9 protein-coding genes are annotated in these 10,797 nt (G+C 60.3%); 6 read left to right on the top strand and 3 right to left on the bottom strand.

What is annotated here, in order from left to right:
- The coding region (locus tag JHD63_RS19765; protein WP_198972518.1) for a BMP family ABC transporter substrate-binding protein at positions 1 to 763 on the top strand (763 nt) is incomplete at its 5' end.
- A 413-nt stretch (positions 764 to 1,176) separates the two neighbouring features.
- Here JHD63_RS19765 and JHD63_RS19760 read toward each other — a convergent pair.
- On the bottom strand, positions 1,177 to 2,259 hold the full coding sequence (locus tag JHD63_RS19760) for a porin (protein WP_198972517.1): 1,083 nt from the start codon (positions 2,257 to 2,259) through the stop codon (positions 1,177 to 1,179).
- Between the two features lie 315 nt (positions 2,260 to 2,574).
- Between JHD63_RS19760 and JHD63_RS19755 the strand changes: the two genes are divergently transcribed.
- Positions 2,575 to 4,680, top strand: coding sequence for an acetate--CoA ligase family protein (locus JHD63_RS19755; RefSeq protein ID WP_198972516.1), 2,106 nt, complete (start codon positions 2,575 to 2,577; stop codon positions 4,678 to 4,680).
- Between the two features lie 84 nt (positions 4,681 to 4,764).
- Here JHD63_RS19755 and JHD63_RS19750 read toward each other — a convergent pair whose 3' ends face one another.
- Positions 4,765 to 5,703: a LysR family transcriptional regulator gene (locus tag JHD63_RS19750; protein WP_198972515.1), complete on the bottom strand. Its 939-nt coding sequence runs from the start codon at positions 5,701 to 5,703 to the stop codon at positions 4,765 to 4,767.
- A gap of 114 nt (positions 5,704 to 5,817) precedes the next feature.
- Here JHD63_RS19750 and JHD63_RS19745 point away from each other — a divergent pair, with 114 nt between their 5' ends.
- From JHD63_RS19745 to JHD63_RS19735, 3 genes are all read left to right on the top strand, one after another.
- The gene (locus tag JHD63_RS19745; protein WP_198972514.1) at positions 5,818 to 6,864 is read left to right on the top strand and encodes a Bug family tripartite tricarboxylate transporter substrate binding protein; all 1,047 of its coding nucleotides are present in this window, start codon (positions 5,818 to 5,820) and stop codon (positions 6,862 to 6,864) included.
- A 12-nt stretch (positions 6,865 to 6,876) separates the two neighbouring features.
- Positions 6,877 to 7,926: an FAS1-like dehydratase domain-containing protein gene (locus JHD63_RS19740; protein WP_198972513.1), complete on the top strand. Its 1,050-nt coding sequence runs from the start codon at positions 6,877 to 6,879 to the stop codon at positions 7,924 to 7,926.
- A gap of 156 nt (positions 7,927 to 8,082) precedes the next feature.
- Positions 8,083 to 9,135: an adenosine deaminase gene (locus JHD63_RS19735; protein ID WP_198972512.1), complete on the top strand. Its 1,053-nt coding sequence runs from the start codon at positions 8,083 to 8,085 to the stop codon at positions 9,133 to 9,135.
- A gap of 91 nt (positions 9,136 to 9,226) precedes the next feature.
- Here the strand turns inward: JHD63_RS19735 and JHD63_RS19730 are convergent, their stop codons facing one another.
- The gene (locus tag JHD63_RS19730; RefSeq protein ID WP_198972511.1) at positions 9,227 to 10,168 is read right to left on the bottom strand and encodes a LysR family transcriptional regulator; all 942 of its coding nucleotides are present in this window, start codon (positions 10,166 to 10,168) and stop codon (positions 9,227 to 9,229) included.
- Between the two features lie 125 nt (positions 10,169 to 10,293).
- Between JHD63_RS19730 and JHD63_RS19725 the strand changes: the two genes are divergently transcribed.
- On the top strand, positions 10,294 to 10,797 hold a 504-nt coding region (locus JHD63_RS19725), incomplete at its 3' end, for an FMN-dependent NADH-azoreductase (protein WP_198972510.1).

The following is a 10,797-nucleotide window of genomic DNA, read 5'->3' as shown; positions in this document are numbered from 1 at the left end:
GCCCGACTTCCCCGACGTGAAGTTCGAGCACGCCACCGGCTACAAGACCGCCGCCAACCTGCGCACCTACGACAGCCGCACCTACGAAGGCGCCTACATGGCCGGCGTGATCGCCGGCTCCATGACCAAGTCCAACACCCTGGGCGTGGTCGGCTCGGTGCCGATCCCCGAGGTGATCCGCAACATCAACAGCTTCACGCTGGGTGCGCAGTCGGTCAACCCCAAGATCAAGACCAAGGTGGTCTGGGTCAACGAGTGGTTCAGCCCGCCCAAGGAAACCGAAGCCGCCACCTCGCTGATCAACGGCGGGGCCGACATCCTGTTCCAGAACACCGACTCGCCGGCCGTGCTCAAGACCGCCGAAGAGAAGGGCAAGCGCGCCTTCGGCTGGGACTCCGACATGACCGCCTACGGTCCCAAGGCGCACCTGGCCTCGGCCGTCATCAACTGGCAGCCGTACTACTCCAAGGCCATCAAGGACGTGCTCGAAAACACCTGGACCACCGGCCAGAGCTGGTGGGGCGTGAAGGAAGGCGCGATCGACCTCGTCTCCCTCGCAGAAGACGTGCCGGCCGAGGCCAAGGCCAGGATCGACGAGATCAAGGCCGGCCTGAAGGCGGGCACCTACCACATCTGGAAGGGCCCGATCCTCGACAACACCGGCAAGGAAGTGCTGGCCAAGGACGCCGTCGCGGACGACGCCTTCCTGGGCGGCATCAAGTTCTACGTCAAGGGCGTGGAAGGCAAGGTGCCGGGGGGCTGAGTTCAACCCCCGGCTGCGCGCATCGCGTCTTCGCCACCCCCCGTCCGGGGGCGACACCTGCGGACCGGCGGCGCCGGATCCGCGCTGTGTTTTGCGTCGGGCAAGGCGATGCGCTTTTTTGGAGAAGGCCGCCTGCGGGCGGCCTTCTTGCTGTATGGACGGCTATCGGCCATGGTCGCCACTGGCCAATGCGGTTCGAGAGCGTTGTCGCCATAAAGAGCCAGGAAAGGTTGAAGACGATTCGCTGTTTCTTGATAGGCTGCGGGATCATCGCGCTGGCGCTGCTCTCCCAAAGGGCGCAGGAGCATTTTTATTGACGACCGTGGTTGCCATTCTGATTTCTGCTTTCACGGGAAAGCGGTCGAATGAGGGCGCGCGTTGAGGGTATCGGCCCACCACTCGCATGCATTTTTTCAGAAATCGTGCCGGAGACCGACGTCGAATGCAGTGGAACTGCCGCCCCGCTGCGTCACTGCGATTCCTTGGTTGAACTTGGTGCCAAGTCCCTTGTTGTCGATGCGCGCCAGAGCGGTGTAAATCGAGGTTCTTTTGGACAAGGTGTATACGTAGCCGATTGCCAGCAGCGTTCCATCGTCCGCCGAGCTGCAGACATCGGCATTGGCATAGGAGGCGCGTATATATCCATTTCCCATGGGAATGGTGGTTCCCAGCAACCAGTATGTCTGCCGCGTGAAGCTGGGGAGCTTTCGTTCGTCTTGGCCCAGTTGCCCCATCAGTGCAAAGCTCCCAAAGTCATAGGAGAGACCCGCATTGAAGGTGGTGAAATCGCCAGACGCATAGGTGGTTCGTGTGAAGGCTATTGCAGTATTCAGCCTGTCGGTTCCGTAACCGATTCTTCCTCCCAGGAATTTGCCGTCGTCGGCAGTGCCTCCAGGCGCGTTGGATGCGTTCTCGCCGAACCCATAGAGAACTTGACCATACACGCCTCCCAACTTTGGCAGAAAGTAGCCAATGGAATTCGAGACGCGTCCTGCGGTAGGGTTCGTCAGACCAGAGGAGGTCCCCAGTCCCGCACCGGTCGTGAGGTTGATCGACGCACCGGAACCCTGGGTGCGGAATGGGTCGAAGATCGTCTGGTTCCAGAACACCGGAACCACATCCCGGCCGAACCTCAACTCGCCGAAGTCTCCGGAAATCTGCACCGTCGATCGACGATTGAACGTGAAACTCCCCCCGCCGGCGCTACCGGTTACCTGATTGTTGGTGTTGCTCGGAATGCCCAGGCCTGTGTCTCCGTTGAAGCCGCCTTCAATCCAAAAACCCGCCGAGAGTCCACCGCCCAGGTCCTCGGTGCCACGGAACCCTATCCGGCTCGTGAGCGATCCCCCATTGATCAGCCGCGAGACGCTACCGCCGCCGTCGGCTGAAACCCTTTGGTACCCGACATCTACGCCACCGAATATGGAGACCGATGATTGAGAAAACGCGGAGGCGCAGGCAATCGAGGAAACAAGCGCAAAAAGTGATTTTTTCATGCGGAACTCCTGGTTTTTGGCGGCCTGAGGTGGAAATTAACGAAAATACGCAATACGCGCTTTCGAGAAATTCTCAGATAAAGAAAAATCTATTGCGCATTCGGCCAATGCTAGGTTTTCCCGCTACGCGGGACAAGCATTGAATTTCTCATCATGCGTACGCGTTTTGAGTACGCTCGCGTCCGGCGTGAGATCGCAAAAAAGAATGTCCTGCGATCCATGCTCGAAAGCAGAACGGTGCATGCGAAAAACAGTTCTTGTTGCTGAACGTGGGGCCAGTAGGATGGTCTCATCAACCATCAAGGCAGTTCAATCGTGTTCGCACCTTCCCTCTCCCCACTATTCAATCCTCGGTCGGTGGCACTCGTGGGTGCCTCGGTAAGCCGGACCCAGGGCGTGAATCTGTTGGCAAACCTTCGTAACGTCGGCTATGGGGGGCGTGTATATCCCGTACATCCCACCGCGCCAGATTTCATGGGTGTTCGCTGCTATTCCAGCATTGCTGAACTTCCCGAAGTTCCCGATTGCGCGTTGTTCGTTCTCTCATCTGAAAAGGTCGTCCAGGAAGTGGAGCGCGCTGGTGCACTGGGTGTGCGCGCTGCGGTGATCTACGCAAGTGGGTTTTCGGAGCTGAATGAAGGAGGCGCGGCACTCGAAGCCTCTTTGGTGAGTACCGCCAAGCGGTATGGCATGGTGGTGTGCGGGCCCAACTGTATGGGGCTCATCGACTTTGGCGCCGATTTCGCTGCTTACACTGGGCCGGTCCATGCGCAGAAGCGACCGGGCAACGTTGCGATCCTGTCTCATTCGGGCTCGGGTTGTGTGTCATTGGGCAACGCGCACCGCTTTGATCTTAGTTACCTGGTGTCTTCGGGCAACAGTGCGTTGGTGGATATTCCAGACTATTTAAGCCATATCAGTCAGGACGAGCGCACGCGTGTAGCAAGTCTTATCCTCGAAGCCGTGCGGAATCCGAGCGCATTCAGAGAGGCAGCATTGCAGATGTATGCTGCGGGGAAAAAAATTGTGGCGCTGAAAACCGGCCGATCCAGCAAAGGTGAGGTGGCTACCGTAGCGCACACCGGGGCGATCGCGGGTTCGTATCCAGCCAATCGCTACTTCCTTGAAGACTGCGGAGTCATCGTTGTCCGGGATATTGATGAGCTTCTGGAGACAACCACGCTGCTTTCGTCCCTCCGGATTTTCCCCAAAGGGGGTGCAGGAATAATCAGCATCAGTGGTGGACAAGTGGGCATGATCTGCGATATTGCGTCAGATGTCGGCCTCAATTTGCCCGACCTGCGACCTGAGGTCATCGAACTCATTGAAAGCAAAATGCGTTTCGCCCATGCCTCGAATCCGTTGGATGCACGAACGTTGTCGCAGGATGTCTACACAGGACTCGCCTCTTCACTTGCCGCCGATCCAAATGTTGCAATGCTCGCCGCAGCGCAGGACAGTTCTTGTACCCTGACAGAGTCGCAGGCGGGCACCTACCGTGCGATCGCCCGTGCCGTCGTTGAAGCGGCCAGCCAAACAGCAAAGCCTTTTGTTTTCATCAACAACCTTGCAGAAGCTGTTCATCCTATTATTGCCGCCCCGCTTGATGCTGCTGGAATTCCCATTCTTCGCGGCATGAGAAGCTCTATTGCGGCGATGAGCTACGTTCTCAACGCTCCAGATCCTGGTTCGTCCCATGTTCCGAAAAGCTCGTTGCCGCGCGATCCGAAATGGGTGGCGCGACTCTCCAGTAAGGAGCCGCTTGGTGAACGGGAGGCAATAAAGTTTCTCGCGGATTGCGGTTTACGTGTGCCTCGCGAGGCACACGCCAGAACCCCTCAGGAAGCGGCGGAGGCAGTGCGCCTTTTAGGGTGTGCTGTTGCGATGAAAGTTGATTCCCCGGATATTCAGCACAAAACCGAGGTGGGCGGGGTCAGGCTTGGAGTTGAAGGGGCGGAGGCAGCGTTACAGGCGTTCTCAGATATTGAGCGGCAGGTTCAACACGCGGCCCCCGACGCGAGGTTCGACGGCGTATTGATTCAGGAAATGGCCCGGGCTGGCGTGGAGATTCTCGCAGGTCTCAGCAGGCAAGAGCCTTTTGGATTTTCAATGACGGTTGGTTGGGGAGGTGTCCACGTGGAACTCTTGCGCGATTCCCAGACGGTTCTGCTTCCAACCTCCGAGGCCGCGCTACGCGGTGCGCTGGGCAAAACCCGGGTGAGCGCGTTGCTGGCCGGCTATCGCGGCAGCAAGGCCTCCGACACTAACTCCATGCTTCAAGCCTTGTTCATGCTTGAAGCTGTGGTTGAGACGTATGGTGACTTGATTGACGTCCTCGAAGTGAATCCGCTGCGTGTCAATTCGTCTGGATGCTTGGCTCTCGATGCGCTAATGGTGACTCGAGCCGCCGCATGCAAATGAAAATTGGGCGACGAATCGCTTGAAAATCGCGAAATTTAGCTTCCATGAACAACCCCTTGGGGGCGCTACGAGGTGCGTCACCGGCTACTTGACGGATCTGATGTAACGTGCCGTATGCAACAGGTAGTCAATTTCAGTCGTGGGGTAATTTTCCATGATGCGGTCAGCCAATAATTTTGCGGCCACTGGAAGCTCTCTTCTTTCCTTCACGTAAAGACATAGATTTGAATAAGCATCGGGTTGGTCGGAAATGGTTCGGAAAATGATCTCGCCGCGCGATAGCTCGTACTGCACGGCTGAAAGAGAAACAAAGCCAATACCTGTTCCGTTCAGCACCATTTCTCTGAACATGGCTGCGGATTCGGTCTGAACAGCAGGTTGCAACGGTACTTTCAAATCGGCAGAGAGTCGATTGATCTTGTCGCGCATCTCCCCAAAGCGCTGAAGAATGAGCGGATAGTCGAGGCAATCACTGAGCTTCAGTATTTTTTTTCGAACGAGTTCATGTGTCGGGCTCATTACCACGCCGAATGGTATTCGTGCCGACTTGAGGATGCGTATTGGCAGGCCAAGTGGCGGGTCGTATGCAAGAGCCATGTCGACGCCATCCTCTGATACAAGACGGGCAGCATCAACGGACGAGCGTAAAAGGAAAGTGTAGTTGATGTGAGGAAATTCGGCCAATAGTGCCTTTGCCACCGGAGGGATCACGTCCTCTGCAAAAACAGTCAGCGTCGCCAAGGATGCATGGCCGCGTTTGGCTTGCATCAACTGGCCAACTTCGGACAAGGCGAATGCGTAGTCGCGCTGGAGTTTCTTGGCAGTGGCGAAGAGAAGTTCTCCCGCCTGTGTAAGCCGCATGCCTCTGGGAAGACGTTCAAACAACTGCGTACCCAGCTCTTCTTCATACTCGATGATGTGACGATTGATGGCTGAGGCCGCGATATGTAATTTGTCCGAAGCGCCTCGCACCGAACCTTCACGCGCGACCTCGACGAAATACCGCATCAGTGGTGAAAACATTTATACCTCCAGGAAAACATCAGGCACACTTCGCGCCATGCCGGACACCGTTCTTGTTTTGAGCATGCTACGTGATTGATTTGATGCTGGTGGGGAGTTGTCCAGGAGACTAGGATGCCTCCGGTGGTGGCGTTTAAAGTGCTAGAAATTGAAGATCAATTATTTTGGAACCAAGGTGGTCAAATGCAGAATAAAATCATGGTTGCTCTGAGCCTGGCGATCATCTCGCTGTTTTCGTCCCAGGTCAATGCGCAGGGCGCATGGCCGGAGAGGGCGGTGAAGATCGTGGTTCCATACCCAGCCGGACCAGGTCCAGCGGACACCATTGCCCGCATCGTGGGTGAGCAGTTGTACAGGCAGCTTTCTCAACCCTTTATCGTTGACAACCGTGCAGGCGCGAGCGGAAACATCAGCACGGACTTTGTCGTCAAATCTCCCGCAGATGGCTATACGCTGCTGCTGGGAGCCATTGGGCCGATAGTGATCAATCCGGCAATCTTCAAAGGTCTCAACTTCGACCCACTGAAGGACCTGCGACCAGTTTCCTATGTGGGCGCAGAAGGATATGTTCTCGTGGCCAACCCAAGCGTTGGGGCGGCGTCAGTCAAGGAACTGGTGGCGATGATCAAGGAGCGGCCGAACCGGTTCAGTTTCGCCTCCAGCGGCGTGGGGTCGGGTACCCATGTCGCCGCGGAGTTGTTCCAGCATGCCGCCGGCGTGAAGCTCCTTCATGTGCCCTATAAAGGCGGTACTCCGGGATTGAATGACGTGGTCTCTGGCCAGGTTTCACTGACATTCACAACGGTGCCGATGGCTGCAAATTTCATGCGTACGGGTAAGCTCCAGGCGTTGGCCATCACCGGATCCAAGCGCGCGGCCATTCTTCCCGATACGCCAACCATGGCAGAAGCGGGTTACCCGGAAGCTGTATTCAACGGCTGGTATGGGTTCTTCGTTCCTGCCAGGACGCCCAAGAAAATAGTTGAACGCATCCATGCTCAAATCGACCTCGCACTGAGCGAGCCAGAGGTGAGGAAAAAAATTGAGGACCTCTCCATCCAGATTCAAGGAAAAACCGACCATGAATTTTCGGATTTCGTCAGGTTCGAAACGGAGCGTCTGGGCCGTACGATCCGGGCCGCCAACATCAGCGTTGATTAAAACGAGAATCTCATGCCTGCAAACAACAGATTTGAACTTGATCTCGGCGCTTTCGATTCAATTGTCGAGCGCGACCTGCCGCAACCGCATCAAATCAACTACGAGGTCACCCGCGATACGATCCGCACATTCGCGTGGGCCATCGATGATTACAACGCCCTCTACCTGGACGATGACTACGCGCGGCAAACCCGATGGGGAACACGCATAGCGCCGCCTGGATATCTTGCCAGCCACGGATCCTCTGCCTGGCTGGCCCGGCATGTCCCGCCAGTCGTCGATGAAGAGGGCAGCACCCTGTCTGAACTGGTGCACGCCTCGGAGGAGTGGAGATTTCTAAGGCCGGTGCGTCCGGGGGACCATGTTCTGTCTCACAGCAAGATATCTCGCGCCGAGGCCAAAGTGGGCAGCCGGGTCGGAGCGAGCGTGCGAGTCGACATGCTGACCCGATACTTCAATCACAGAGGGGAAGACACTGCAGTGCGGGTGGATACCTGCTTTCTGTTGAACAAGACGAAAGCCGGCGCGGGTAGTGTCATCGGCTATCCCCCGATCGAGAACGGCGCAACGACCCGCAACGTGATTCAGCCTACACGCTTTCCTGGCACCTTCTCTGTGCCTGGGCAGCGCGCTTATCCGCAGCGCTATTTTGAGGATGTCTCGATTGGAGATGCGGTCACTCCGCTGCATATACCGCCCGTGATGCTGCAGAATCTCGCGCGCTTCTGTGCAGCCACGCTGGCCAGCGGCGTCGACGAGACAGGGGGGCCTGTGCCGGGGAGCGCTTTACCGGACGCGTATGTGTTCGGCCATTTGAGGGTGCCATGGTTTGGCACCATGATCACCGCGTGGGGAGGCCCCGGAACGTGGATCCAACGCTTAGCACAGCGCGACAGGAGTTGGCTATTGATCGGGTTCTCTGTCGACTGCCGAGGAAGCGTCGTAGCCAAGTCGGGAGACCCGAGCGATCCATGGATCGACCTGGCGTTGGAATGCGTCAATGAACTAGGTCATGTCACGAACGTCGGCACTTCGCGGGTGACGTTGCCGGTGCGTCAGTAGCGGATCCTGGGTCGCGTTCCGATGAGCCGACGGGGGGAACTGGCCGAACCTGGTGGCGGGCGATGCCGGCGGCTGCCTGTGAGAGCATGCAGGCCGGCTGGGCATGAAAATCTCTTGCGCCATTTTCCAGAATCAGACCGCCCCCAGGACCCGCCCATGACCCGCCCCGACTTCACCGTACCGTCCGTCGCCCCCGAGCGCCTGCCCGACCTGCTGCGCGCCATGCCCAAGGCCGAGCTGCACATCCACATCGAGGGCTCGCTCGAGCCCGAGCTGATCTTCGCGCTGGCCGGGCGCAACGGCGTGGCGCTGCCCTATGCCAGCGTGGAGTCGCTGCGCAGCGCCTACGCCTTCACCGACCTACAGAGCTTTCTCGACATCTACTACGCCGGCGCCAGCGTGCTGCTGCACGAGCAGGACTTCTACGACATGGCGCGCGCCTACTTCGAGCGCGCGGCGGCGGACAACGTGCTGCGGGCCGAACTGTTCTTCGACCCGCAGACGCACACCGCGCGCGGCGTGTCGATGCAGACGGTCATCCACGGCCTGCACCGCGCCTGCGCCGACGCCAAGGCCGATTTCGGCATCGATGCCGAGCTGATCCTGTGTTTCCTGCGCCACCTGAGCGAGGAAGACGCCTTCGCCACGCTGGAGGCCGCGCTGCCGTTGCGCGACAAGTTCATCGGCGTGGGGCTGGACTCCAGCGAGCTGGGCCACCCGCCCGAGAAGTTCGCCCGCGTCTTCGCGCGCTGCCGCGAGCTGGGCCTGCGCCGGGTCGCGCATGCGGGCGAGGAGGGGCCGCCGGCCTACATCTGGAGCGCGCTCGACGTGCTCCAGGTCGAGCGCATCGACCACGGCGTGCAGGCGATCCACGACGCCGAGCTGATGGCGCGGCTGGCGCGCGAGCGCGTTCCGCTGACCGTTTGCCCGCTGTCCAACCAGAAGCTCTGCGTCTTCCCCGACCTGGCCGAGCACAACCTGGGCGCGCTGCTGGACGCGGGCCTGGCGGCCACGGTCAATTCGGACGACCCGGCCTACTTCGGCGGCTACATGAACGACAACTTCCTGCAGACCTTCGCCGCCACCGGGCTCACCGCGCAGCATGCCTACCAGCTGGGGCGCAACGCGTTCGAGGGCAGCTTCGCCTCGGCCGAGGCCAAGCGCGGCTATATGGCGCAGCTCGAGGCGGTGTTCCGGCGCTTTTCCTGAACGCCTGCGGGCGGACGGTGGCTGGGCGCCTTCGTCGCGGATTCTGGGTAAAAAGTGCCGGTACCCCAGGTTCCGCCTGGACTGGTTGCTATTATTTTTGAATGATGGCGGTGCCTGCTGGCTCGCCGCAGTCGGTGCGCAATTGCGTGATGCCGTCGGCCAGCGCGTCGATCAGCATGCGCACCGCCGGCACCAAGCCGCGGCGCGAAGGAAAGGCCACGTGCGTGATGCCCTGCGGCAGCGAGTAATCCGGCAGCACCTGCTCCAGCAGGCCGCTGGCAAGCTCCTCCTGCACCAAGTAGTCGGGCAGGTAGGCAATGCCCACGCCGTCCAGCGTTGCCTGGCGCAGGGTGGTGAAGTCGTCCACGGCCAGCCGGGGTTCGTACTGGTGGGAGACGGTGCTGCCGTCGGCCGCGACGAAGGTCCAGGCGTGGCGCCCCGAGGCCCAGGCCATGCCCATGCTGGGCAGTGCGTCCAGGTCCTCCAGCCGCTGCGACCGGCCGTAGCGCGCCAGCAGCGCCGGGCTGGCCACCATGACCGTGCGGCTGTGCGCCAGCACGCGTACCGCCAGGCCCGAGTCCTCCAGCGGTGGGTTGCGTACCCGCAGGGCCAGGTCGAAGCCTTCCTCGATGACGTCCACGCGCCGGTTGGTGGCCTCGACATGCAGGCGCACCTGCGGATGGTCCCGCAGGTAGCGCGAAAGGATGGCTCCGACGCCGCTCTGCAGCAGGGCCAGCGGGCACGACAGGCGTACCAGCCCGCTGGGTTCGCTGCGCGTGCGCTCGACCGTGTCCTGCGCCGCCTGCGCTTCGGCCGCCAGTGCCGCGCAGTGCTGGTAGAAACGCAGGCCGACCTCGGTGACCGCGATGCGCCGGGTGTTGCGCTGCAGCAACCGCACGCCCAGGCGCTCTTCCAGCTCGGCCACGCGCCGGCTCACGCGCGAGGTCTGCACACCCAGCGCCCGCGCGGCGGCGCTGAAGCCGCCGTGCTCCACCACCTTGGCGAAGAAGTACATGTCATTGAGGTCTTGCATGGCTTTATCTTTGCGCAGGTAGGAAGATGAATTGCGGAATTGGGTATTTTCAGGGCGATTGTTGCGAAATACCATTCTTTCATTCACTGGCCATCTCGGCCAGGCACTTTTGAAAGGCCCTTGCCATGACACTGCTGCACCTCGATTCGAGCCCCCTGGGCGACGCCTCCGTTTCCCGCCAGATCACCGCTGCCGTCACGGCTGCGCTGGCCGGCTCCGAAGCCGGCACCATCGTCACCTACCGCGACCTGGCGGCCGAGCCCCTGCCGCACCTGGGCGGCGAATTGCTGCAGGCCCTGCGCCCGGCACCGGGCGCTCCGGCGCCGGAAAGCGCTGCCGTGCGTGCCGAGCTGGCGCTCACCGAAGAGCTGATCGCGGAATTCCTCGCCGCCGACACGGTGGTGATTGGCGCGCCCATGTACAACTTCGCCATCCCGACCCAGCTCAAGGCCTGGATCGACCGCGTGGCGCAGGCCGGCCGCACCTTCCGCTACACCGCCAGCGGCTCCGAGGGCCTGGCCGGCGGCAAGCGCGTGTTGATCGTGTCCTCGCGCGGCGGCAAGTACGCCGGCACCGCCTTCGAAGCGGCACTGGACCACCAGGAGGCCTACCTGCGCGCGGTGCTGGGC

The organism is Xylophilus sp. ASV27, assembly GCF_016428875.1.
Classification (GTDB): Bacteria; Pseudomonadota; Gammaproteobacteria; order Burkholderiales; family Burkholderiaceae_C; genus Xylophilus.
This window is presented reverse-complemented; position numbering and strand designations above follow the sequence as displayed.

Coding starts and splice junctions, on each gene's coding strand:
- JHD63_RS19735 (WP_198972512.1), top strand. CDS start 8,083: ATGACCCGCCCCGACTTCACCGTACCGTCCGTCGCCCCCGAGCGCCTG.
- JHD63_RS19745 (WP_198972514.1), top strand. CDS start 5,818: ATGCCTCCGGTGGTGGCGTTTAAAGTGCTAGAAATTGAAGATCAATTA.
- JHD63_RS19760 (WP_198972517.1), bottom strand. CDS start 2,259: ATGAAAAAATCACTTTTTGCGCTTGTTTCCTCGATTGCCTGCGCCTCC.
- JHD63_RS19730 (WP_198972511.1), bottom strand. CDS start 10,168: ATGCAAGACCTCAATGACATGTACTTCTTCGCCAAGGTGGTGGAGCAC.
- JHD63_RS19750 (WP_198972515.1), bottom strand. CDS start 5,703: ATGTTTTCACCACTGATGCGGTATTTCGTCGAGGTCGCGCGTGAAGGT.
- JHD63_RS19740 (WP_198972513.1), top strand. CDS start 6,877: ATGCCTGCAAACAACAGATTTGAACTTGATCTCGGCGCTTTCGATTCA.